This window comes from Bacillus sp. HY001 (genome assembly GCF_007558965.1).
Taxonomy (GTDB): domain Bacteria; phylum Bacillota; class Bacilli; order Bacillales; family Bacillaceae_G; genus Bacillus_A; species Bacillus_A mobilis.
Window position 1 is genome coordinate 178,378 of the sequence record NZ_VLTE01000032.1, and the last position, 25,576, is coordinate 203,953.

Annotated in this window: 23 protein-coding genes; 6 read left to right on the forward strand and 17 right to left on the reverse strand. The window is 37.2% G+C overall.

The window, feature by feature from the left end:
* Positions 1-24: 24 nt before the first annotated feature.
* The 3 genes from murA to spo0F all read right to left on the reverse strand — a co-directional run bounded on the left by murA (position 25) and on the right by spo0F (position 3,085).
* Complete coding sequence (gene murA, locus FOT98_RS17595) at positions 25-1,314, reverse strand: UDP-N-acetylglucosamine 1-carboxyvinyltransferase (RefSeq protein WP_000413265.1); 1,290 nt, start codon at positions 1,312-1,314, stop codon at positions 25-27.
* Positions 1,315-1,647: 333 nt separating this feature from the next.
* Complete coding sequence (locus FOT98_RS17600; protein WP_063262339.1) at positions 1,648-2,505, reverse strand: class II fructose-bisphosphate aldolase; 858 nt, start codon at positions 2,503-2,505, stop codon at positions 1,648-1,650.
* 211 nt (positions 2,506-2,716) lie between these two features.
* A complete protein-coding gene (gene spo0F, locus FOT98_RS17605; RefSeq protein WP_000398592.1) occupies positions 2,717-3,085 on the reverse strand; it encodes a sporulation initiation phosphotransferase Spo0F in 369 nt (122 codons plus the stop codon).
* A gap of 200 nt (positions 3,086-3,285) precedes the next feature.
* On the opposite strand from spo0F, the gene FOT98_RS17610 reads away from it, so the two are divergent.
* Positions 3,286-3,810 carry a DUF2529 domain-containing protein gene (locus FOT98_RS17610; RefSeq protein WP_061680030.1) on the forward strand — a complete coding sequence of 175 codons (525 nt, stop codon included), beginning with the start codon at positions 3,286-3,288 and terminating at the stop codon, positions 3,808-3,810.
* A 32-nt stretch (positions 3,811-3,842) separates the two neighbouring features.
* Here the strand turns inward: FOT98_RS17610 and pyrG are convergent, their stop codons facing one another.
* The 8 genes from pyrG to FOT98_RS17650 form a co-directional block, all read right to left on the reverse strand.
* Positions 3,843-5,450, reverse strand: a complete 1,608-nt coding sequence (gene pyrG, locus FOT98_RS17615; protein WP_000170443.1) for a CTP synthase — start codon at positions 5,448-5,450, stop codon at positions 3,843-3,845.
* A gap of 257 nt (positions 5,451-5,707) precedes the next feature.
* Positions 5,708-6,238 (reverse strand): DNA-directed RNA polymerase subunit delta, encoded by a 531-nt coding sequence (gene rpoE / locus FOT98_RS17620; protein WP_061680031.1) that lies wholly within the window; start codon positions 6,236-6,238, stop codon positions 5,708-5,710.
* Positions 6,239-6,392: 154 nt separating this feature from the next.
* Entirely contained in the window at positions 6,393-7,022 is a 630-nt protein-coding gene (locus tag FOT98_RS17625; RefSeq protein ID WP_000238598.1) for a TetR/AcrR family transcriptional regulator, read from the reverse strand.
* A 66-nt stretch (positions 7,023-7,088) separates the two neighbouring features.
* Positions 7,089-8,228: an acyl-CoA dehydrogenase AcdA gene (acdA, locus tag FOT98_RS17630; protein WP_000545531.1), complete on the reverse strand. Its 1,140-nt coding sequence runs from the start codon at positions 8,226-8,228 to the stop codon at positions 7,089-7,091.
* A 21-nt stretch (positions 8,229-8,249) separates the two neighbouring features.
* On the reverse strand, positions 8,250-9,380 hold the full coding sequence (locus FOT98_RS17635) for an acyl-CoA dehydrogenase (RefSeq protein ID WP_063262340.1): 1,131 nt from the start codon (positions 9,378-9,380) through the stop codon (positions 8,250-8,252).
* 72 nt (positions 9,381-9,452) lie between these two features.
* Entirely contained in the window at positions 9,453-10,304 is an 852-nt protein-coding gene (locus FOT98_RS17640; RefSeq protein ID WP_063262341.1) for a 3-hydroxybutyryl-CoA dehydrogenase, read from the reverse strand.
* Positions 10,305-10,360: 56 nt separating this feature from the next.
* Positions 10,361-11,644 carry an acetyl-CoA C-acetyltransferase gene (locus FOT98_RS17645; RefSeq protein ID WP_144291096.1) on the reverse strand — a complete coding sequence of 428 codons (1,284 nt, stop codon included), beginning with the start codon at positions 11,642-11,644 and terminating at the stop codon, positions 10,361-10,363.
* Between the two features lie 9 nt (positions 11,645-11,653).
* Positions 11,654-13,765 carry a (Fe-S)-binding protein gene (locus FOT98_RS17650; protein ID WP_063262343.1) on the reverse strand — a complete coding sequence of 704 codons (2,112 nt, stop codon included), beginning with the start codon at positions 13,763-13,765 and terminating at the stop codon, positions 11,654-11,656.
* A gap of 298 nt (positions 13,766-14,063) precedes the next feature.
* Here FOT98_RS17650 and cls point away from each other — a divergent pair, with 298 nt between their 5' ends.
* The 3 genes from cls to FOT98_RS17665 all read left to right on the forward strand — a co-directional run bounded on the left by cls (position 14,064) and on the right by FOT98_RS17665 (position 19,051).
* Positions 14,064-15,257: a cardiolipin synthase gene (cls, locus tag FOT98_RS17655; protein ID WP_063262344.1), complete on the forward strand. Its 1,194-nt coding sequence runs from the start codon at positions 14,064-14,066 to the stop codon at positions 15,255-15,257.
* A gap of 33 nt (positions 15,258-15,290) precedes the next feature.
* The gene (gene uvsE, locus FOT98_RS17660; RefSeq protein ID WP_063262345.1) at positions 15,291-16,244 is read left to right on the forward strand and encodes a UV DNA damage repair endonuclease UvsE; all 954 of its coding nucleotides are present in this window, start codon (positions 15,291-15,293) and stop codon (positions 16,242-16,244) included.
* Positions 16,245-16,372: 128 nt separating this feature from the next.
* Positions 16,373-19,051: a DUF4084 domain-containing protein gene (locus FOT98_RS17665; protein ID WP_063262346.1), complete on the forward strand. Its 2,679-nt coding sequence runs from the start codon at positions 16,373-16,375 to the stop codon at positions 19,049-19,051.
* Between the two features lie 17 nt (positions 19,052-19,068).
* On the opposite strand, the gene papR is transcribed toward FOT98_RS17665, so the two are convergent.
* Both papR and plcR read right to left on the reverse strand, forming a co-directional pair.
* On the reverse strand, positions 19,069-19,215 hold the full coding sequence (papR, locus tag FOT98_RS17670; RefSeq protein WP_000734741.1) for a quorum-sensing peptide PapR: 147 nt from the start codon (positions 19,213-19,215) through the stop codon (positions 19,069-19,071).
* An 89-nt stretch (positions 19,216-19,304) separates the two neighbouring features.
* Positions 19,305-20,162 (reverse strand): transcriptional regulator PlcR, encoded by an 858-nt coding sequence (gene plcR, locus FOT98_RS17675; RefSeq protein WP_063262347.1) that lies wholly within the window; start codon positions 20,160-20,162, stop codon positions 19,305-19,307.
* Positions 20,163-20,566: 404 nt separating this feature from the next.
* Between plcR and FOT98_RS17685 the strand changes: the two genes are divergently transcribed.
* Positions 20,567-20,890: a bacillolysin gene (locus FOT98_RS17685; RefSeq protein WP_063262348.1), complete on the forward strand. Its 324-nt coding sequence runs from the start codon at positions 20,567-20,569 to the stop codon at positions 20,888-20,890.
* Between the two features lie 12 nt (positions 20,891-20,902).
* On the opposite strand, the gene FOT98_RS17690 is transcribed toward FOT98_RS17685, so the two are convergent.
* The 4 genes from FOT98_RS17690 to FOT98_RS17705 are packed head-to-tail and all read right to left on the reverse strand — an operon-like array spanning position 20,903 to position 24,260.
* Positions 20,903-21,505 (reverse strand): response regulator transcription factor, encoded by a 603-nt coding sequence (locus tag FOT98_RS17690; protein WP_000619264.1) that lies wholly within the window; start codon positions 21,503-21,505, stop codon positions 20,903-20,905.
* On the reverse strand, positions 21,502-22,626 hold the full coding sequence (locus FOT98_RS17695) for a sensor histidine kinase (RefSeq protein WP_063262349.1): 1,125 nt from the start codon (positions 22,624-22,626) through the stop codon (positions 21,502-21,504). Before FOT98_RS17695 ends, FOT98_RS17690 begins: the two co-directional genes overlap by 4 nt.
* Positions 22,627-23,361 carry an ABC transporter permease gene (locus FOT98_RS17700; protein WP_063262350.1) on the reverse strand — a complete coding sequence of 245 codons (735 nt, stop codon included), beginning with the start codon at positions 23,359-23,361 and terminating at the stop codon, positions 22,627-22,629.
* On the reverse strand, positions 23,358-24,260 hold the full coding sequence (locus FOT98_RS17705) for an ABC transporter ATP-binding protein (protein ID WP_063262351.1): 903 nt from the start codon (positions 24,258-24,260) through the stop codon (positions 23,358-23,360). The genes FOT98_RS17700 and FOT98_RS17705 overlap by 4 nt, the downstream gene beginning before the upstream one ends.
* A gap of 157 nt (positions 24,261-24,417) precedes the next feature.
* Here FOT98_RS17705 and map point away from each other — a divergent pair, with 157 nt between their 5' ends.
* A complete protein-coding gene (map, locus tag FOT98_RS17710) occupies positions 24,418-25,212 on the forward strand; it encodes a type I methionyl aminopeptidase (RefSeq protein WP_002096176.1) in 795 nt (264 codons plus the stop codon).
* Positions 25,213-25,576 lie beyond the last annotated feature (364 nt).

Below are 25,576 nucleotides of genomic sequence, written 5' to 3' on the forward strand. Positions count from 1 at the left end.
GCTTCCCCCTTGCGGAAGTATCACTTATGCGTTCTTCATCTCTTCAATTTCTTGACTTGTCATTTGTTCTCGCCAAATGTTTGCGCCAAGACCTTTAAGCTTGTCTACTATATTTTCATACCCTCGATCAATATGCTCAAGTCCGGTTACTTCTGTAATTCCATCCGCCATTAATCCTGCAATAACAAGGGCCGCTCCAGCTCGCAAATCACTCGCTTTCACTTTTGCACCTTGCAATAAAACAGGACCAGTTACAATTGCCGAACGACCTTCTACTTTAATTTGTGCATTCATACGACGTAACTCATCAATGTGTTTAAAGCGTGCGCCGTAAATCGTATCCGTTACAACACCTGTTCCGTGTGCCTTTGTTAAAAGTGTCGTAAATGGTTGTTGTAAATCTGTTGGGAATCCTGGATATACAAGCGTTTTTATATCAACTACTTTTAACCTTCTATTACCGTTCACTGTAATTTGGTCATCGTTCGTTTCAACTTGGACACCAGCTTCTCTTAACTTCGCTGTAACTGACTCTAAATGTTGAGGAATAACATTATCAACCGTTACTTCTCCTCCTGATGCAGCTCCTAAAATCATATACGTACCCGCTTCAATACGATCCGGAATGATCGTGTGATGACAACCGTGCAGTGAATCCACACCATCAATCCGGATTACATCTGTGCCAGCACCTTTAATACGTGCACCCATGCTTGTTAACAATGTAGCTACATCAATAATCTCTGGTTCTTTCGCTGCATTTTCAATAACAGTTCTACCCTTCGCTCGCACAGCTGCCAGCATAATATTAATCGTAGCTCCTACACTAACAACATCTAAATAAATACGTGCACCACGCAATTCATCTGCTCTTAAATAAATCGCACCCTGTTCATTCGTAACATGTGCACCTAACGCTTCAAATCCTTTAATATGCTGATCAATCGGCCTCGGTCCTAAATGGCATCCACCTGGAAGCCCAATAACAGCTTTTTTAAAACGGCCAAGCATCGCACCCATTAAATAATAAGAAGCACGCAATTTTTTCACTTTTCCATTTGGTAAAGGCATTGCAACCATGTTAGAAGGATCGACTACCATCTCTTCCTCCTGTCCATAAGTTACCCTTCCTCCAATTTCCTCTAGCAAGTCTCCTAACATTTTCACGTCCGAAATATTAGGGACACCACCAATAGTTACTGGAGTATCTGCTAAAATTGTCGCTGGAATTAGTGCAACGGCGCTGTTCTTTGCACCACTCACTCGAATTGTTCCATTTAAAGCTCTTCCGCCTTCAATTAGCAATTTTTCCATATTGAGCTCCCTTCTTGTGAATGTACTTACTTTCTATATCTTTATAGAAAGCTCCCCTTAAGAATCTCAATCACTCTTTCCACCCTAACACTCAATAAATAGGAAACCATTATCTTCATTTCTCCTGTAGTACGACTAGATAAAGATTAACTATTCATCGAATTTACTTTATCAATTTAGATACGTTATCACATTTATTTAATAGGACTATGCACATTATTTTCTACTTCAAAAACAAAATGATAAAAATCTTTAGACTTGTTCACGCTTTCATTATACAACGAAAGGAAACCGTCTAAAAGACTAGACGGTTTCCAAAACGGAATTTTATTCTTACGCTTTACCGTTAGAACCGAATTCACGCATTTTACCAGCAACAGTTGCTTTAATAGCGTCGCGGCCAGGTCCAATAAATTTACGAGGATCGTAAACTTCTTGGTCTTTGCTTAATACTTCACGAACAGCTTTTGTAAACTCGATTTGGTTCTCAGTGTTTACGTTAATTTTTGAAGTACCTAAAGAGATAGCTTTTACGATATCAGCAGTTGGGATACCAGTACCACCGTGTAATACTAAAGGTACGCCAGTGAAGTCACGAACTTGTTCCATTTCAGCGAATCCTAAGTTAGGCTCACCTTTGTAAGGACCGTGTACAGAACCTAAAGCTGGAGCTAGGCAATCGATACCTGTTGCTTCAACAAGGTGCTTACACTCTGCTGGGTCAGCGTAAATTACGCCTTCAGCGATGATGTCGTCTTCTTGTCCGCCAACTGTTCCAAGCTCAGCTTCAACAGATACGTTACGAGCGTGTGCGTATTCTACTACTTTTTTAGTAGTTTCAACGTTTTCTTCGAATGGGTGGTGAGAAGCGTCGATCATTACAGATGTGAAACCTGCATCGATTGCTTCTTTACATTTTTCGAAGCTTGAACCATGGTCAAGGTGAATCGCTACAGGAACAGTGATGTTCATTTCTTCGATTAAAGCTTTAACCATAGCTACAACTGTTTTGAAACCAGTCATATGACGAGCTGCACCCTCAGATACACCTAGGATTACAGGAGATTTTTCTTCTTCCGCAGCAGCTAAGATAGCTTGAGTCCACTCTAAGTTGTTCATGTTGAATTGACCAACTGCGTATTTTCCTTCTAGTGCTGTGTTTAGCATTTCTTTCATAGAAACTAAAGGCATGGTGAATCCTCCTAAAAAACGTTTTTTGTATCCGATAAGTTCTTATCGCTGGTAGTATGACCAGAATAAGGTAAAATATGTATATTTACATACCGGACTTTTTTCTACACTCAATAGGATAACAACTTGTACTCAAAAACTCAACCGTATTCACCTGCTCAATAGTCCATGTAAACGCTTTTTTCCATATTTTTTATAAAAAATTCATTTTTTACGCCTCTACAGCAAGCTGATCTCTTACTGCTTGACGAATTTCATCAATATCAAACGGTTTAGCAAAGTGCATTAAAGCTCCTAAATCTTTTGCTTCTTGGATCATATCAAGCTCTCCATAAGCAGTCATTAAAATTACTTTAATACTCTCATCAATTTCCTTTACATGTTTTAAAATCTCTATACCATCCATACCTGGAATTTTCATATCTAACACTACTAAATCTGGATTATCTTTTTTCACGATATCTAAAGCTTGAAATCCATTTGCTGCTTGGAATGTCTGATAACCTTCTTTTTGGAACACTTCATGTAATAACACACGAATGCCATATTGATCATCAACGATTAAAATTTTCCCTTCCATAACTCCCAACCTTTCTGTGTAAGTACAAGATTTAAAGCTTCTTATATCTTAACGATTAATTTTCGCTATTCTTTGGCAAATTCCTTCCTATTCTTTCTTATTTTACCGTTTCCTATTTTGTTACGCCACCTTCGATTTCACCTTTCTAAAAAAATACACTATAATGAAAGCCGGTAAACACGTACGAAGGGAGTAACATTATGTTAAAAATTTTTTCAACTCAATTAAGTGGTTATTTCTCCAGGGTTTCTCAAAAAGAGGAAATGAATATAGAAGATAGCGCCCGTCTACTTGCTCAAGCATTAGTTGGCGATGGTTTCATTTATTTACATGGTACAAATGAAATGGAGGGCGTTGTTGCCGAAGCTTTATCCGGTGCTGAACCAATGAAGCAAGCAAAACGATTATTTGAAAATGGTAAAGAAGTAGAAGTAACTTCTGCAGATCGTGTACTTCTTATTAGCCGTTTTTCAACAGATGAAGAAGTTGTCGCAATGGCAAAAAAACTTCAAGCAAATGGACACTCTATTGTCGGTATCTCTGCTATTCAAGAAGGTACTGAATCGCTAGAACAATATACAGATGTACATATTGATACAAAGCTGTTAAAAGGTCTTATTCCAGATGATGAAGGCAATCGCTACGGATTCCCAAGTTTAATGATAGCTTTATTTGCATATCATGGGATCAAATTTACAATCGATGAAATGTTAAATGAATATTAAAAAAAGCGCCCTATTTCAGGCGCTTTTTTTTATTACTTGCTCTCTTTATTCGTAATAGAAGCTCTTACGAAGTCATGGAACAATGGTTGTGGACGGTTTGGACGAGAAACTAGTTCTGGGTGGAACTGTGCTGCCACGAACCAAGGGTGATCTTTTAATTCAATGATTTCAACTAGACGGCCGTCTGGGCTTGTACCAGAGAATACAAATCCTTCTTTTTCCATATCCGGACGGAATTGATTGTTGAACTCATAACGATGACGATGACGCTCATATACAACCGGCTCATTGTAAGCACTGTAAGCATTTGTTTCTTCAGCAAGCTTACATGGGTATAGGCCAAGACGAAGTGTACCACCTAAGTCTTCTACATCTTTTTGTTCTGGTAATAAGTCAATGATTGCATAAGGTGTGTCAGGATTAATTTCAGAAGAGTTAGCTCCCTCTAATCCTAATACGTTACGTGCAAATTCGATTGATGCAAGTTGCATACCTAAGCAAATTCCTAAGAATGGTACTTTGTTTTCACGAGCATATTGAATTGCAACGATTTTACCTTCTACACCACGATCTCCGAATCCACCAGGTACAAGGATACCATCTGTGTCGCCAACTAATTCTTGTACGTTCTCTGGTGTTACGTGTTCAGCATTTACCCATTTCACTTCTACATCTGTGTCGAATGAATAACCCGCATGACGAAGTGCTTCTACAACAGAAATGTATGCATCTTGAAGCTCTACGTATTTACCAACAAGAGCAATTTTTGTTTTCTTAGAAAGGTTACGTACTTTATCAACTAGCGCAGTCCACTCTGTCATATCTGCAGCTGGATTGTCTAATTTTAAGTGATCGCAAACGATTTGATCCATATTTTGCTCTTGAAGAGATAATGGAACCGCATATAAAGTATCTGCATCGCGTGCTTCGATAACTGCTTTTGTATCAATGTCACAGAATAATGCAAGCTTGTCTTTCATATCTTGAGAAACAGGCAATTCTGTACGAACAACGATAATATTTGGTTGAATACCTAAGCTACGAAGCTCTTTAACGCTATGTTGCGTTGGTTTTGTTTTCATTTCACCCGCTGCTTTTAAGTACGGGATTAACGTACAGTGAATGTACATTACATTGTCACGACCGATGTCGCTCTTAATTTGACGGATTGCTTCTAAGAATGGTAGAGACTCGATGTCACCAACAGTTCCACCAATTTCTGTAATAACAACGTCCGCGTTTGTTTCGCGACCAGAACGGTATACACGCTCTTTAATTTCGTTAGTAATGTGAGGAATAACTTGAACTGTTCCTCCTAGGTATTCACCACGACGCTCTTTTTGAAGAACTGAAGAGTAAATTTTACCTGTTGTTACGTTGCTGTATTTGTTTAAGTTGATGTCGATGAAACGCTCATAGTGACCAAGGTCTAAGTCAGTTTCTGCACCATCATCTGTTACGAATACCTCACCGTGTTGGTATGGGCTCATAGTCCCTGGGTCTACGTTAATGTATGGATCAAACTTTTGAATCGTTACGTTTAAACCACGATTTTTTAAAAGTCTTCCTAGAGATGCTGCTGTAATACCTTTTCCTAAAGACGATACTACACCGCCTGTTACAAAAATATACTTAGTCATGAAAAAGCTCCCTCCTATTTTGCTGTTATATAATCACCGTTGCAAAGCGCAACGTATGTAGATAACACTGTATCCATCTTATTGTTAGACTCTTTTTATTTTCTAAACAAAAAACAAAAAAGAAAATTGCTCCCCTCATCACAAAAAGTAATAAGTAGGGAGCAATTTTCTTTTATATTTACACTTTAAAAGTATTATCGTCCTTTTTTAAAGAGCCCAAAAATGATTCTACATGGACGATAATGAAAAGTCAAGAACTACAGTTCTTCCTCTTCTTCTTCTTCAGTTTCATCGTACTCAAGTTCTTCTTCGGCGAAGTCATCGTCATCATCTTCATCTAAATCATCAAGATCTTCGTCATCTCCGTCTTCTTCTTCAAGAACCTTGTCCAAATCTTCTACCTCTTCGTCTTCTTCATTTCCGTCTGCATCGTCGAAGTCTTCATCTTCTTCAATGTAGTCGTCAAAACCGTCTTCTTCAACTTTACGTTTCTTCTTCGGTTTTGGTTGAGGCAAGATTTCTTCATCAATTTGCTCATATGGGTACCAGCTGCGTAGCCCCCAACGATTTTCTCCTAAATTAATGAAACGTCCATCGATGTTTAAATCTGTATAAAATTGTGCGAGTTTCGCATTAACTTGCTCTTGAGATAGTCCCAGCACTTGAGCGATTTCTTGAACCAACTCGTTGAATGTCGTTGCTTGTCTTTTATCCCCTAAAACGCTATGTACAACTTCAATCATTGAACATTCTTTTAGCTCTTCTGGTGAATATTGCTTAAAATTCACTTATGCGGCACTTCCTTTCTTCAAATATAACCTTATATATAACGGTCTGCTTAAAAAAATCCATACTATTCATTATAAACAAAAGTCGCACAAATATGCTACAAAAAAAACGGGAAACTTTAATATGGTAATAAAATTATAATTTGTCTATTCTTTATTTCGGAAACATATGCGCTCCTTGCAGTACATACCTAATTTGCATTTCTGTATATTCTTCAAGCGTATACAGTTTTTGCAGGGCCCAACGTCTAAATCCCCACATTTGTCCTTGTATGAAAATGTTATGTGCAAGAAGCTGTATCTCTTTTTTATTTAATGTAAATGTCCCATTTTCTGTACACTGCTCTAAAATATTCTCAAACATTCCGACCATTTGAAACTCTTTTTCTAATACGTACGGGAGTGATTCTTTCGGTAAAAAACGTACCTCTTGATACATTATTAATACTTCTTCCTGCAATTCGTCCATCACTTTAAAGTAATTCGTTATTGCTATCTTTAAACTTTCTATACTCCCTTTTTCTGTACACACTACTTCCTCTAATCTTTCTTTTACATGCTCATAAATACTATCACAAACTAAATATAAAACATCATCTTTTGTACGAATGTACTCATAAAGTGTTCCAATACTAAACCCAGCCGCCTTCGCAATCTCTCTCGTTGTTGTACGTGGGAACCCTTTTTGCTTAAATAATTGCACCGCACCTTTAATCATTTGTTCACGTCTTAACGCAACTAATTTTTCATCTTTCACGGACGCATGCACATTATGTTTAACCATCCCCTTCACCTCTCTCTATTATTTTTTGGAAGGAAAAAGCGTAGGAAAATACCTACGCTTTCGTTCCTACTTCGTTAACATACGAGAAATTACAAGCCTTTGGATTTCTTGTGTTCCCTCATATATTTGTGTAATCTTTGCATCGCGCATATAACGCTCTACTGGATAATCTTTCGTATAACCGTAACCACCAAATACTTGTACCGCTTCAGTCGTCACCTTCATCGCTGTATCGCCTGCAAATACTTTTGACATCGCTGACTCTTTCCCGTACGGAAGCCCTTCCGATTCAAGCCAAGCCGCTTGGTATGTTAGAAGACGCGCCGCCTCCACATCCGTTGCCATATCTGCAAGTTTAAAACCAATTCCTTGCTGCGCCGCAATTGGTTTCCCAAACTGATGACGCTCTCTTGCATATTCTACAGAAGCATCTAAAGCCCCTTGCGCAATACCGACTGCTTGCGCGGCAATACCATTACGGCCGCCATCTAATGTTTGCATCGCAACTTTAAATCCTTGGCCCTCTTCCCCTAGTAAATTCTCTACAGGAATACGGCAATCTTCGAACATAATTTCAGTTGTTGGTGAAGAGCGAATCCCTAACTTGCTTTCCTTCTTCCCAACTGAAAATCCTGGTGTATCACTTTCCACAATAAACGCGCTCGTACCACGCTGCTTCGATTCAGGATCAGTTAACGCAAAAACAACATAAATATCAGCAATACCGCCATTTGTAATAAAGATTTTCGATCCATTTAAAATGTAATGGTCTCCATCTCGTTTCGCAGTTGTCCTCATTCCGCCAGCATCCGAACCGGAACTTGGCTCTGTTAAGCCGTATGCACCAATTTTCGTTCCTTCAGCCATCGGTCGTAAAAACTTTTGCTTTTGTTCTTCCGTTCCAAATTTAAAAATTGGCCAACCAGCAAGTGAAGTGTGTGCAGACAGTGTTACACCTGTTGAAGCACAAACACGAGATAATTCTTCAATAGCAATTACATACGCTAAGTAATCGCTTCCAATTCCGCCGTATTCTTCAGGCCATGGAATGCCGGTTAAACCAAGCTCTGCCATTTGATCAAATAGCGCGCGATCAAATCTCTCTTCTTCATCGCGCTCAGCTGCAGTCGGTGCTACTTCGTTCTTAGCAAAATCCCGAACCATTTTTCTTATCATTTCATGTTCTTCTGATAGTTTAAAATGCATGCCCGTCTCCCCCTTGTCCTTTTATAAAGCTCGACTAATAACAAGCTTCTGTATCTCACTCGTTCCTTCATATATTTGCGTGATTTTCGCATCACGGAAAAATCGTTCTACTGGATAGTCTTTCGTATAACCGTAACCACCAAATACTTGCACCGCTTCAATCGCAACTTCAACAGCCGTCTTAGAAGCGAATAATTTCGCAATAGATGCCTCTTTACCACATGGTAATCCTTGTGCTCTTAGCGATGCCGCTCTATATACGAGTAATCGCGCTGCCTCTACACTAGTTGCCATATCTGCAAGTTTGAATCCGATTCCTTGCTGCGCCGCAATTGGCTTTCCGAATTGCTCACGTTCTTTCGCGTAATCAATTGCACATGCAAGCGCTGCTTCCGCAATTCCTAAAGCCTGTGCACCAATTCCAATTCGTCCAACATCTAAATTCGCCATCGCTACCTTAAATCCTTGTCCTTCTTCACCAAGTAAATTCTCAGCCGGCACTTTCATATCTTCGAACGTAAGTTGTACTGTGCGAGAACCGAGAAGTCCCATTTTGTGCTCATCTTTTCCAATAATTAAGCCCGGTGTATCTTTCTCTACTATAAATGCAGAAATCCCACTTTTTCCTGCCTCTGGATTTGTAGAAGCGAATACAATGTATGTACTTGCTTCACCACCATTTGTAATAAATACTTTCGATCCGTTAATAATGTAGTGATCGTCTTTCTTTACAGCTCTTGATTTCAAACTCCCTGCATCTGATCCTGCATTTGGTTCTGTTAATGCAAATGCACCTAAATACTCACCAGTCGCAAGTTTAGAAACATATTTCTGCTTCTGGTCTTCTGTTCCGAAGTATAAAATCGGATTCATTCCAACTGACGTATGTACAGCTAAAATTACACCAACCGTTGCACTTACCTTTGAAATTTCCTCAATTGCTAAAATGTAAGAAATAAAATCCATTTCTGCCCCGCCATATTTTGCAGGCGCTGGAATACCCATTAGTCCAAGCTCACCCATCTTTTGCAAAATCTCTTTCGGGAACACCCCTTGTTCCATACTAGGAACAAAGGGAGCTATTTCCTTCTGCGCAAAATCTCGAACCATTTTCCTCATCATTTGTTGCTCTTCAGTAAAATGAAAATTCATGTACTTCGCCTCCGTTTGCTATATATCTTTTTAACAATTTGGTAAGACCACTATTTTAATAAAGGGAGGAGTTTATTCGTAAACGTAGAAGCCACGACCCGTTTTACGTCCTAACCATCCTGCATTCACATACTTGCGTAATAATGGACATGGGCGATATTTACTATCACCTAAACCTTCATGCAACACTTCCATAATGTATAAACATGTATCTAAACCGATAAAATCAGCGAGCGTTAAAGGCCCCATCGGATGATTCATACCGAGTTTCATTACTTCATCAATCGCTTCTTTCGTCGCTACACCTTCATATAACGTATAGATTGCTTCGTTAATCATCGGTAATAAAATACGGTTCGATACAAACCCTGGGAAATCATTTACTTCAACTGGTACTTTCCCAATTTTCTTCGTAATATCTTCAATCGTTTCATAGACTGCATCATCTGTAGCCAATCCACGAATAATTTCAACAAGCTTCATAACCGGAACTGGATTCATAAAGTGCATACCAATTACTTTCTCCGGACGTTTCGTTACCGCTGCAATTTCTGTAATTGGTAGAGATGACGTATTCGTCGCTAAAATTGCGTGTTCCGGAGCGATTTCATCTAGATTCGCAAAGATTTTCTTTTTAATATCCATTTTCTCAACAGCTGCTTCAATAATAAGATCCGCTTCCTTCACACAATCTAAATCAAGCGTTACTGTAAGACGATTTAGCGCAGCTTCCTTCTCTTCTTCCTTCATGCGCCCTTTTTCTACTTGGCGTGCTAAGTTTTTCGTAATAATAGCCAATCCTCTGTCTAATTGCTCTTGTTTTAAATCTTGTACCTTCACATCATATCCTGCCATTGCACATACTTGTGCAATTCCCGATCCCATTTGTCCCGCACCAATTACAACTATTTTTTGTACACCCATTCTTTTTTCCCCCTTAATATAAATTGTTAATAAATCAAAAATCACCTACACATAAATTAACGAACTTCAATCATAATTGCGTCACCTTGACCGCCACCACTACAAATCGAAGCAATTCCAATTCCGCCGCCGCGCTGCTTCAGTGCGTGAATAAGTGTAACGATAATTCGCGCTCCACTTGCTCCAATCGGATGTCCCATTGCCACTGCGCCGCCATTTACATTCAATTTGTCTGGGTCAATTCCTGCAATCTCTGTACTTGCAATTGCTACCGCTGCAAATGCTTCATTAATCTCGAATAAATCGATATCTTCAATTGTCTTGCCTGTTTTTTTCAACAATTCGTTAATTGCATAACCTGGCGTTCTTGGGAAATCTTTAGACTCCACTGCAATTGCCGTATGTGCCAAAATTGTCGCTAATGGCTTTCTTCCTTCTTGCTTCGCTCTGTCTTCGCTCATTAGTACAAGTGCAGCACCACCATCATTTAGTCCTGGTGCATTACCCGCTGTCACTGCTGACGTCTTATCAAATACAGGTTTTAATTTCGCTAATTTTTCAATCGTTGTATCCGCGCGTGGCGCCTCATCTTTTGCAACGACAATAGGATCGCCTTTTCTTTGCTGAATCGTTACTGGTACGATTTCCTCTTCAAAACGTCCTTCTTTATGCGCTGAAACCGCACGTTGATGGCTACGGTACGCCCATTCATCTTGCGCTTCACGAGAGATTCCATCTTCCTTCGCAACTTCTCCACCATAAACACCCATGTGTATACCTGAAAATGCGCATGTTAAACCGTCAGCAACGTTTAAATCTATCACTTCGTTGTTGCCCATTCTGTATCCCCATCTTGCTCCGCGTAAAATGTAAGGACTATTACTCATCGACTCCATACCGCCAGCTACAATAAGTGATTGATCACCAGTACGAATAATTTGATCCGCTAATGTAACCGCACGAAGCCCTGATGCACAAACTTTATTCACCGTTTCCGTCTGCACTTCCCAAGGGATTCCAGCAGCCCTCGCAGCTTGGCGTGATGGAATTTGTCCCTGTCCACCTTGAATAACTGTTCCGAATATAACTTCTTCCACATCATTAGCAGAAACATTTGCTCTTTCAAGCGCTGCTTTAATTGCAATTCCCCCAAGTTCTGTTGCTTTCACGTCTTTTAAAGATCCTCCAAATTTCCCAACCGGTGTTCTTGCAGCACTTAAAATAACTGTTTTACTCATATCTATTTCCCCCATCTCTTTTTTTAGCACCGAGCGCTCGCTCGGTGTTCTTACGTTGAGAAGAGGTGCAATGATTGCACCTCTCTCTAAAGTTGTATTCATTCCTATAAATTAAATCGCTTCTTTCTTCTGTCCGATAACAGAGCGTTCTAAAATCTCTGTTACATCAAGAGTTTGAACATTCTCTTCTACTTCTTTCGCTTTCGTCCCATCACTAATCATGGTTAAGCAATATGGACAACCTGTACCGATAATAGATGGCTCTACAGCTAGTGCTTGTTCTGTACGAGCAACGTTAATACGTGAACCTGCTGTTTCTTCCATCCACATTAGGCCACCACCTGCGCCACAACACATTCCTGTTTCACGGTTTCGTGCCATTTCTACAAGGTTCACACCAGGAATTGCTTTCAAAATGTCGCGCGGTGCTTCATATACTTCGTTGTATCTTCCTAAATAACAGGAATCATGGTACGTAACTGTTTCCTCAATAGCGTGAACAGGTTTTAATCGTCCTTCTTTCACCCACTGAGCTAACAATTCTGTATGATGATAGACTTCTGCTTGCAAGCCAAAGTCTGGATACTCATTTTTAAATGTGTTATAAGCGTGAGGATCAATCGTAACGATTTTCTTCACTCCTGCTTTTTCAAATTCCTCGATATTCTTTGTCGCCATCTCTTGGAAGACAAATTCATTTCCAAGACGTCGCGGTGTATCCCCAGAATTCTTTTCTTTATTACCAAGTATCGCGAATGAAATGCCTGCTTCGTTCATTAACTTCGCAAATGATATTGCAATCTTCTGACTACGATTATCATATGATCCCATTGAACCAACCCAGAATAAATATTCGAACTCCTCGCCAGCTTTCGATTTTTCTTTTACAGTTGGAACCGTTACTTCATCATCACCTTGGCGCCAAGTTTCACGCTCTTTACGGTTCAGTCCCCATGGATTCCCTTGACGCTCGATGTTTGTCATCGCACGCTGCGCTTCCGCGTCCATCTTTCCTTCTGTTAAAACGAGATAGCGGCGTAAATCAATAATTTTGTCAACGTGCTCATTCATAACCGGACACTGGTCTTCACAGTTACGGCACGTTGTACAAGCCCAAATCTCTTCCTCTGTAATAACATCTCCGATTAAACTCGGATCGTAAGCTAGCGTTGTAGCTGCTGATTCTTGTTGCCCTTTCCCAGCTGCCATCATCGCTAACTGATTTCCTTGTGTATTATTAAAAGCCACTACTGGAACCCACGGTGCCTTTGATGTCACTGCTGCTCCTTTATCAGTTAAATGATCGCGAAGTTTTAAAATTAAATCCATCGGCGATAACATTTTCCCTGTTCCAGTTGCTGGGCACATATTTGTACAGCGACCACACTCTACGCAAGCGTATAAATCAATAAGCTGATTTTGTCTAAAGTCTTCGATTTTACCAACACCAAATGTTTCTTGCGTTTCATCTTCAAAGTCAATCTTTTCAAGTTTCCCTGGATTTGAAAGACGACCGAAGAAAACGTTGGCTGGTCCCGCAATTAAATGCGCGTGTTTTGATTGTGGAACATACACTAAAAACGTTAACAAAATTAGTAGATGCACCCACCAAGAGAAATAGAACACAGAAATGGCTACGGTTTCATTTATTCCCGAGAAAACGTAAGCGATTGCAGAAGCGATTGGTTCACTCCATGAAAGCTCCTCGCCGTGCCATATAATTCCCATCCCATTACCGAGTAGCACAGAAACCATTAAGCCACCAATAAAGATAAGAACAAGGCCTGATTTGAAATTACGTTTTAAACGAACTAGCTTCTCAACATAACGTCTATGAAAAGCCCAAAAGACTGCAATTAAAATAACAAGTGTGACAATTTCCTGGAAGAATGTAAATGCAGGGTATAGTGGTCCAAGTGGAAGATGTGATCCTGGTGCGAGTCCTTTCCAAACGAAGTCAATTGCTCCAAATTGGACAAGAATAAATCCGTAAAAGAACATAACGTGAATAATGCCGCTCTTCTTATCTTTCAGCAGCTTTTTCTGACCGAAAACATTGACCTTAAGGAGGTCCCAACGCTCTTTAAAACGACGGTCAAATTCAATCTTTTTTCCTAACTGTATGTAGGCCATCCTCGTTCGTATAAGATACACAAACAAATATCCCGCATAAGCAATAACAGCAATGGCAGCCAGCCAATTCATGATCAGTAAGCTATTCATTTTTATGCTACCCCTCTCTTTGTAAGCCCTCTTTCTTTTTTAGAATCTTCAAAAACATATAATTTTCTGAATTTTTCCCCTATCTTCATTATATAATGAGTGAGCATTCAGTCAACAGTTTTTTGTTATACAACAACATATTTTTTCATAAAGCTGTTTATTTCGGTGAAACTATAAAGTGAAACTTTAATCAGTAGAGAGCTGTTTATTCCCTACTGACTATTAGCCTCACCAATCGGGCTTTACCAGGTAACCAGCAAAATGAAGGTGAAAAGAATGCAAAGGAGGGAATTCACTTATGTTCTTCTTATCTCTCTTGTTACTATGCGTTACTCTTTGGATCACAATTGACCTTTTATATGGGAGAATTCTTCATTTAAAGCGTGTGCGCTCTCGTACCTTCCCTTTACGTCAAAGTAATTTTCACCTTTATACATACGGGCAAGATTTATATGATGCTTTATTTACTGATATACAACAAGCACGGCACCATGTGCACGTTTTATTCTTCATTGTAAAAAACGATAAAATCAGTCGTGAATTTTTAAATTTACTTATCGATAAAGCACAGGAAGGAATTGAAGTAAGACTTTTACTCGATCGATTGGGAAGCCATCATTTATCAAACGAGGCAATTCGCTCCCTACAAAAACATGGTGTCTCTTTTTCATTTTGTCACAAAGTAAAATTTCCTTTTCTTTTCTTTTCTGCCAATCAAAGAAACCATAGAAAAATTACAGTTATTGACGGGAAAATTGGTTATATTGGTGGATTTAATATTGGAGAAGAATATTTAGGGCATAATCAAAAATTAGGATTATGGCGCGATTATCATTTACGTCTTACAGGCGAAGGTGTACAAGATTTACAAAAACAATTTTTACATGACTGGTTTGATGATACAAACCAAAACTTATTGGATACTTCTCTTTATTTTCCAAAACTGCAACCTGGTACCATCCAACATCAATTTATTCCGACAGATGGGGCCTATTTACAACATACTTTTTTACACTTAATTGAAAATACGGAAAAAGAACTCTTTATCGGTACACCATATTTCATTCCTGGAAAAAAAATTATGAACGCATTATTAAGAGCACGAAAACGTGGGGTTCAAATCACGATTCTCGTTCCAGAAAAGGCAGATCATGCCCTTGTTCGAGAAGCAAAATTTCCATATTGCCGAAAGTTAATACAAGCTGGATGCAATATTTACGCATTTCAACAAGGTTTTTTTCACGCTAAAGTTATTATAGCGGACGATTATATTTGTGATATTGGAACTGCAAACTTTGATATGAGAAGTTTATATATTAATCATGAAATCAACTGCCTTTTATATGATAAACATTTTATACAAATAGTAAAAAACAAATTCCATGAAGATCTAAAAAATGCGTCCTTACTTTCCTTTAAAGATGTTAGCCCGCATTCCCTTATTGATAGGGGAAAAGAATGGATAGGAACGATATTTGCTTTCTTCTTATAGGAAAGATAATGAGTAAAAAGAGGTGTATCACATATGATTATGCGGTTTGGATATGTCTCACATGCAATGGCACTGTGGGACTGTTCTCCTGCCAAAACGATGACATTTACAAGCTTTCAAAAGCTCAGTAAACAAGAACGAGAAGATAAATTGTACGATGTTACAAGACAAAATCTTGAGCATACAATACGTATTCTTCATTACAATATAGCGCATGAAATTCCTTTATATCGTTTATCCTCTTCCATCGTCCCACTTGCAACACATCCTGAAGTCGAGTTTGATTATATCGGGGCATTTACACCGCTTTGGCGTAAAATTGGGGCATTAATTAAAGAACACAATTTACGAGTAAGTTTTCATCCAAATCAATTTACGCTATTTACAAGTGACAAGCCACATATTACAACTAACGCTATTACAGATATGACCTATCATTATAAAGTATTAGATGCAATAGGCGTTGCAGATTCTTCCTATATTAATATCCATGTAGGTGGTGCCTATGGAAATAAAGAAAAAGCGGTTGAGCGTTTCCATGAAAATATAAAAAAACTTCCTACACATATAAAAAAGCAAATGACGCTTGAAAATGATGATAAAACATATACAACTGCTGAAACTTTATCGATTTGCCAAAAAGAAAAGATTCCATTCGTATTTGATTATCATCATCACATAGCAAACCTTTGCGAGGAACCGCTAGAAGTGTTACTTCCTGCAATTTTTGAAACTTGGTCACATACAAATATCCCTCCTAAAGTTCATATTTCCTCCCCTAAATCCAAAAAAGAATTTAGGGCCCATGCTGAATATATTGATTTAGAGTTTACCAAGCCTTTCTTACACATTGCAAAAAAAATCAATCATAATTTCGATATTATGATTGAAAGTAAACAGAAAGATTTAGCGATGCTGCAATTCATACATGAATTATCCTCTATAAGAGGGATAAAAAGAATAAATGGCTCAACATTACAATGGTAAATTGTAATGTTGAGCTATTTTTTTCAAAAAAAGTAATTTTTTTAGTAAAAAACACCCTATTTTATATGCTATGATTGGAATTAGCATTTTCCACCTGTGATTCAACTTTATTGAAACGGAGTCATAATATGATTAATCAAAAAAAATATGTACACTTTGTCACGATGTATATAACTATATTTTCTCTTTGGATATTTCTTATCCCTAAGGACTTGAATATAAAAGAAACTGGAATTCTCTTCTTATTTTGTTTTGCTGCACTCTTTTCTTGCTATTGCTTATATAAAGCTATTAAGAAAATGAAGCGTAGTGATAAATTATTTTGGGTTTTATTACTATGCACTTGCATATGCGGACTAACTATGGAAATAACTTTATTTCTTCATTCACTTTCTATATATGATCAAGTCATATTCTCATATAAAGCACTACCTTTTTTCATCATACAATATATTTTGCTCTTTTCTGGATTTGCTATCAAATTCATAAAACATTACTCTATTAGAGGCCTTGCTCAATTTTCATTTGATAGCATTTTTATTGTTATTATGAATATTTATTTTACCTTAACTTTTATTTTGGACCTTTCAAGCTTTCGCATGTTAACAACCGATAACTGGGTTTTAATTGGGTACTTTATTGCACAGGCATTAGTAATTTACGCCGTTATTAGCCTATATAGACGAGAACAATATTCTGCTAGCAGAATTTCATTAATTATCGGCTTTACTATCATACTTGTGTACGGATATATACATCTGTTCCAACTAAACGCGGGGATGAAAACTTCTTCTGAAGTCTCTTACTTAATACATACTGCTTCGATTTTATTAATTGGTTTGTCGTCCATACTATACATTTTGGATAAACCAATGCAGCATGAAACGAAAGCAAAATATTATCGATTTGACTATGTTCGCTTTATATTACCTTATTTTAGTATAATCATTACCTTTTCCTTTATTATTATTCAACCATGGGATGATAAGTTCATGTTAGTCGGTCTAGTATTATCACTCATCTTATTATTCCTACGACAACTTTATATGTGGAAAGATAATCAAGCACTAATCGATACATACGAACAGTTGACTACACAACTAGAAGACAAAGTAGAAGAAGGTGCGTCTGCGTTATCAAAGAGTGAACAACGCTATAAATCATTATTCGAAGATCATCCTGATGCCGTTTTCTCTTTAAATATGGATGGTATTTTCCAAAAATCTAATACAGCTTGTGAAAGCTTATTTACTGCCTACTATTGTGAAGTAGAAAGCTATTCTCTTCTACACTTTATTGACTCAAAAGACCATGATCTACTAAAGAAAGCTTTACAAATGACACAAGAAGGTAGACCACAAACTTTAGAAGTTCGCACAAAAGAAAAAGAAGGCTATTACTATTACCTTCACATTACACTCATCCCTACTTTCATAAACAAAGAAGTTGTTGGGATGTTCGGCATAGCACGTGATATTACAACTTTATATGAAAAGCAAAAACAAGTAGAACATTTAGCCTTTCATGATGCGCTTACTGGATTACCAAATCGCCGAAAGTTTGAAAAAGATTTGAAAAAGATTTTAAATACAGCTCAAACCAGTGCGAATGATGTTGCCGTCATGTTCCTTGATTTAGATCGATTCAAAAAAATAAACGATAGACTTGGTCACGATGTCGGAGATCTATTATTAATTGAAGTAGCAAAAAGGTTACGCAGTTGCTTGCGTTCAAAGGATGTCGTCGCTCGCCAAGGCGGAGATGAGTTTACAATTCTATTACCAGATATGTACTCAGAGAAAAGTGCGGCTTTTATAGCTGAACAGATTTTAACCATTTTAAATAAACCATTCTTCATTAAAGAAGAAGAACTATCTATTACACCAAGTATCGGTATTGCCATGTACCCTGATTATGGAACAGATGTAACAGAATTAATGAAAAATGCTGATATGGCTATGTATCGCGCGAAAGCAAATGGAAAAAACAGATTTGTTTTCTTCTCAAAAGAAATGAGTATCGCCCAAAATGAAATCCAATTCTTAGAAGGCGAACTCGCAAAAGCATTACAACAAAATGAATTTTTCCTTGAATATCAGCCACAAGTAAGCACAGCAACAAAACAAATTATCGGTTTTGAAGCACTAATCCGTTGGAAGCATCCAAAACTCGGCATCGTATCTCCTGCCCAATTCATTCCTCTAGCGGAGGAAACCGGATTTATTATTGAACTTGGAAATTGGATTTTACATACCGCTTGCTTAGAAGCAAAAAGATGGCATAATCAAGGTTTTTCTCACTTGAAAGTTGGTGTGAATTTATCTGTTGTTCAATTTAACCATGCAGATTTAATCCCAACTATTTCAAAGGTTTTAGAAGAAACAGAACTAAAACCGGAAGCACTAGATATTGAAATTACGGAAAGTATTGCAATTAATCAAAATCAATCTGTAGTTACAAAACTAGAACAGCTTCAAAATCTCGGTATTCAAATTTCAATCGATGACTTTGGAACTGGTTATAGTTCTTTAGCTTATTTAACAAAATATCCAATCAACACATTAAAAATTGCTCGAGAGTTTATTTGCGGCATTACAAATAGCCCTTTAGAGGAAGCGATTATCTCTTCTATCATTACACTATCTAAAGAACTAAATTTAGAAGTTATTGCAGAAGGTGTAGAGACGGAAGAACAATGGAAGTTTTTATATGAACAAAACTGTGACCATATTCAAGGATTCTTTATTAGCAAGCCTGTTTCTAGTAAAGATGTTTGGAGGTTACTCCACAAAAAAACAACCGTCTAAGTAAGACGGTTGTTTTTTTAATATTCAAAAGGTAGGTCCGAAGCTAATTGTACCTCTTGATCATTATGAGAAATTACTTGGCTTTTCTCTAAAGCTGTATCTGTTAATGAAATACCCCATGCCATTGCTAACGTTAATAAACTACCAATAAGTAATTTTTTCATATTCCATCACCCACATTTTTTTCTTTTAATATATCATGAAAATTTATCCATACCATATGCAATTATGCATATCCATTTTTTAGGGTTATTCATTGATTGATTTTATTTACGATCGCTTCTTTATATGCATGCATTTCTAATATATCAAAAAAGAAACTTGCTTTCTTGTATGTATCTTCAATCTCTGCCTCATCATACTCCAACTTTTCTAGACATTCACCTCTTTGATAGTACAGCTGTCCAATTAATGCCATACTATTAATTCGGCATGATATTTCAATTGCTTTATTTACTTGATAAAGTGACCCTTCATATTGCTCGTCTAAATATAATGCTTTTGCATGATTATATCTTACCTTCACGTCAAATTCTTCATTATCATGCAATGACTCTAATTGTTTTAATATATCTTCAAATAATTCAATACTTTTCTTAAAATAATTATTTTCGGCATAAATATTTGCAATTGCATTCTCTATATAGAGATTTTGGTATACGTCTATTCCAGCTAATTGTTGGTTTAATAATTTTTTTAATTCTAAAATACAATATTCGTAATCGATTTTCTTCAATATGTAAGCTGCTACATGATATTGCCATTGAAGAAACTGCTGGAATTCGGGATGATATTCTTCCTTTTTCAGCTCATTCCATACTCTATTATAAATCTCTTTATATTTTTTTTGCTTACAAAGCATAATGACTTGATCTTTAAACTGTTTTTTTCTCTCAATATCCGAATAAATGAGTACCTCATAAAAATGAATAATGGGAACTTGTAACTTTGCTGCAATACCTTGCAATATATCCATACTTGGGTATACTGCGCCTGATTCAATTCGGCTCACTTCCGATTGATGACATATGTTCTCGGATAACTGTTTTTGCGTTAATCCCCTCATTACCCTAATTTTCTTAATTTCACTTCCTAATTTTTCTGCGTGCATACTTACTCACCATCCCATTGTAACAATTTAATTTGTTAAGTTGTCATACCACTACAATAATGTGAATTCGACAATTTTTGATATGAAATAATGCATAATATATATAAAATTCGGCAAATTTTTCATACAATCCATCTCATATAATAGACTAGTAATTTTATAGATAAATTATAGAAAATTTGCCCATGCTTTCGTTACATTCGGTTTTCTTTATCCTTTATCAGCAGAAGCTATTCACACCCAAGAACTAGATAGAAATGAAGTAAAAGTTGAAATCGCTCAGCCTAGTTTAACGATTTAAAAATTAACACAACCTCAAAATGATACAAAAATATATGGCGAAAAAGTATTTAAAGGGTGAGATAAACGAGGCTAAAGCTCAACAAGAGTGAGTGACAACTGAAATGAATGTAGATTCCCAACCTACAAATAAAAAAACAAAAGAAAATCAAACCGAAGTTCACCTTGTACAAACTTACAAAAATTACAAAGTATATTGCCAAGATCTTATTGTAAAAGTAGATAAAAATGGAGTAATTACAACTGTTAGTGGTAAAGTTGTCCAAAATTTAGACCAACAACCTAATCTTACTATAACAAATTTTTTGTCGAAAAATGAAGTAAAATCTAAATTACGCGATATACTTCAAATTCTGAGCGATGCGACTGCGACGAAACCCTCTATTGGAATACTTGTTTATAAGAAAAAAGAAGTTTACCATTCATAGGTAAACTTCTTTTCATATCCATCCCTTTTCTTCCGCAATTGTAATTGCCTCAATTCTATTTTTCGCATCGAGCTTCGTTAATACTTCAGAAATGTAATTACGTACTGTTCCAGGTGAAAGATAAAGTGCCTTCGCAATTTCATTTGCCGTCTTACCTTCTTTCGCAAGTAACAATACTTCTTTTTCACGATCTGATAACGGATTTTGCTCCTGCCATAAGCCGAACATTAAATCTTGAGAAATCTCTCGCTTTCCTTTCATTACATTACGAATCGATGCAGCTAAATCTTCACTTGGGCTATCTTTTAATAAATATCCGTGCACGCCAGCTTTCATAGCTCGTTCAAAATATCCAGGGCGTGCAAATGTTGTTAAAATCATTACCTTACATGCTGATTTTTCTTTCTTTAACGTTTCTGCAACATCTAATCCACTCTGAATCGGCATTTCAATATCCATAATACTTACATCAGGTTGTAGCGATTCGATTAATTTTAGCGCCTCTTCCCCGTTCGCAGCTTGCCCAATTACTTCAATATCATCTTCTAGATCAAGCAGGGCGCCCAATGCACCACGAAGCATCCGCTGATCTTCTGCAATAATAATTCGAATCATGCCCTCACCTCATCTTTTCCTGTTCGAATAACAACTGGAACTTTTACTGTTAATAGTGTCCCTGGATTGATTGTACCCAGTTCAACAAATCCATCAATAAGAGCGATGCGCTCCTTCATACCACGAATGCCATTCCCATCGTGGCTTTGACCTGCTAAACCGATTCCGTTATCTTCTACTGTCAAAATCAATTCACCTTGTGATTCTCGTACAGAAACTGTGCAACACGTCGCCTTACTATGCTTTACAACATTCGTCACAGCCTCACGTAAACACATTCCTAAAATATTTTGTTCAATTGGTGATAACGAACTCGAACTTGCTTCCTGCTTCACTTCTAATTCGATATTAGCCGCTTGTAAGATCGCTCTTATTTGCTCCAGCTCTTCTTCTACTGTAATCATACGCATATCAGAAATTAGTTCCCTTAGCTGCTTTAAAGCGGTACGAGATGTTTGCGTAATTTCCTTTGCTTCCGCACTTGCACGCTCCGGATTTTTTACAATTAACTTCTCCACGAGCTGACTCTTTAACGTAATAAGAGATAGCGTATGCCCTAACGTATCATGAAGATCTCTTGCAATTCGCTGCCTTTCTTCACGTTTTACTAAGTCTTTAATTTGTTCATTTGCTTCGTTTAATTGATTTCTTAATATCTTTTTTTGATTAAAATTGCGCATACCAAAAGGCGCAACAAGCATCAAAATAAGCATCGGGACAGTATTTATAAAGCTTGTAAATGAAAAACCCGCACCATATACAAATGTTATAAGCGTTACAACTAATAAGCCCAATAATATACGGAATATTTTTTTCGTAGGTGCGAATGCTATGGCATTTGATGTGAAGAAACATAAAAAAATAAGATACGGACTATAGAAAAAGCTAAATACCAAGGCTATAACCAGTTGCATACAAGCCCACATTGCGAACATTTTTGTAACAAAATATAACTGCCGGTATGCTAATACAAAAAGAATTAGCATGCCAGCCCCAAACATTAACCTTGAGCCCTCCTCTTGTACAAGTGCATAAATCGGAAACGCTAAATACACAAGCCACATATACGGGAAAAAACCCATGTGTTTCGGAAAAATCTCAACCCTTTTCTTCTCTATCATTTATACCGCTTCCTGTCTTTTTCTTATATATATTGATACTACAACAAATATAAGGAAATAACCTCCTAATACCGTGATATTTTCCCAACCAACTGATTTCCCAGCTACAATATCCCATGCACCGCTTCCGAAATGATATGTCGGTGTCCATTCACCGATAGATCTTAATATTTTCGGGAATACTTCAATCGGCATCCATAGACCACCAAGAATTGCTAAACACATATTTAAAATGTTTGCTAATCCTGCTGCCGCATCAACTTTTTTAATAGAACCAACTATCGATCCAAGTGCTAAAAATGGTGTTACACCTAATAATAGCCATAAACCAGCGCCCATCCATTGACCAAATGTTAACTGAACATCATTAATTAAAATACCTGCTATAAAAATAACTACGATTGAAAAAACATTTACTACTGTTTGCGAAACAATTTTTGCAGAAATGTATGCTCCCTCTGGCAGAGGTGTAATTCTCAAAAGTTGTGCCCATCCTTTTTGTCTTTCCTCGGAAAGGCGCACACCGAAGCTAAAAAGTGCTGTTCCAATAATACTAAATGAAGTCATAGAAATTAAATAATGAGCTTTCCATTCATTTCCGTTCTGTGGCACTTGAATAACATTTGTGAAAATATAGTAAAACATAACCGGCATTAATAGTGAGAAAAAGATAAATAGTTTATTGCGAAACGTACGTAATATTTCCATCTTACATTGCATCAAAAACGCTCTCATGCGATTTCCTCCTCCTGATTTGCGACAAACTGTTCAAATGCTTCATCAAGACTTCCACGTTCAACAGACACATCTGTTACAGGTAAGTTCTTTTGATAAATTGCTTTTAAAGTTTCATCTGTATCTTCAGTTGTTAAAGTGAAGTGCCCATCGTTTGACTGTACTTCGGTTACGTTTGGTAATTCTTTTAGTAATTTTGCAGGAATACTTTCCTTCGAGTAAAACGTGATTGTTTTTCGTGAAATCGTCGCCTTCATCTCATCTGGTGTACCATCTGCGATAATCTTTCCATTCGCAAACAATAAAATACGATTCGCTAATGCATCCGCTTCTTCTAAATAGTGCGTCGTTAAAATAATTGTTTTCCCTTCACTTGCTAACTTTCGAATTGTTTCCCAAAACGTTCTTCGAGACGTAATATCCATCCCAACGGTCGGCTCATCTAAAAATAGTAAATCTGGATTTCCTGCAAGTGCAAGTGCAAAGTTTAATCTTCTTTTTTGCCCACCTGATAATTTCTCACATCTTTGCTTTCGCTCCGATTCTAAATTTGATAACTGTAGTAACGTTTCTTTCGCTACCGGATTCGTATAATAACTACGGAATAACTCGATTGCCTCTTCTACTGTAATGCTATCAATGACACTTACTTCTTGTAGCATCGCACCAAGGCTATTACGAACATCTCTACGCTTTGGATTCTTTCCAAATATAGAAACAGTTCCTTCCGTCGGATCCTTTAATCCAAGCATCATCGACATCGTCGTCGTTTTCCCTGCACCATTCGGTCCAAGTAGTGCTACGATTTCTCCTTTATTCACATGAAATGAAACGTTATTTACTGCTTTTTTATGTTTAAATGTTTTAGAAACACCATTTACTTCTATAATCTTTTCCATCTCTCCACCCCCGCTGTTTCTTATATTTACATTGTACGTTTTGGAAAACTTAGGAAACAGTATGATGCGTCATGACATCGATATGACAATTGTCATGTATTCTTTATGAGAGGAATCAACCCACATACCGCAAGCGAGTAGCAGGACGAAAATAAACATGATACAATCGGGTAAGATATATATTCGAGGAAGGACAGTGGTTTTCATGATTATTCGTAATGAACAAGATTTAGAAGGCTTACGAAAAATCGGCCGCATCGTTGCACTTGCACGTGAAGAAATGAAAAAAGAAGCGAAGCCAGGTATGACAACGAAAGAGCTTGATTTGATCGGTAAAAAAGTATTAGATGAGCATGGTGCGATTTCTGCACCTGAAAAAGAATATGATTTCCCAGGTGTAACTTGCATCAGTGTAAACGAAGAAGTTGCTCACGGTATTCCAGGAGATCGCGTATTAAAAGAAGGCGACTTAGTAAATGTCGACGTATCAGCTGCACTTGATGGCTATTATGCAGATACAGGTATTTCATTTGTACTTGGAGAAGATGAAGCGAAAGAAAAGCTTTGCCAAGCAGCTGTTGATGCATTTTGGGCAGCAATGAAAAAGGTAAAAGCTGGTTCAAAACAAAACCAAATTGGTCGTGCTGTTTCAAACTTTGCACATAAAAATGGATACAATGTGATTCAAAACTTAACTGGTCACGGTATTGGTCTTAGCTTACATGAAGCACCAAACCACATTTTAAGCTACTTTGACCCAATGGATAATGCGCTTCTAAAAGACGGTCTTGTTATCGCTGTAGAACCATTCATTTCTATGAAAGCTGATCACATTATCGAACGCGGTGACGATGGTTGGACATTCGTTACACCTGATAAAAGCCTTGTTGCACAATGTGAACATACCGTTGTCGTAACACGCGGCGAACCGATAATTTTAACAGAAATATAAAAAGAACCGCTTCTTAGTAGGAAGCGGTTCTTTTTTATGTACTTTTTTGAAAAGAAGCAATACGGTTGAACTCTTTTTCATTTACGTATATAATTTTTAACGAAGGTTATTGATGATTATCTCTCATAAAAGATGATCAAGGGAGTACCTTCTTTTTTTATTTCATAGCACCGATTAAAGTAATGCGTTCTATTTATTATAAAACGCTGTCTTCGCTTTAATCTACGAATTGTATACTCTTTTAGACAGTACATATTTTCTTCATCCTGACCAAATTCAAGCTACATTTTATTACTACCTCAATACGAAAGAACTTTTTACAATAGGATACATTATTTTGGTTAGCATGTATCGTAAAACTTAC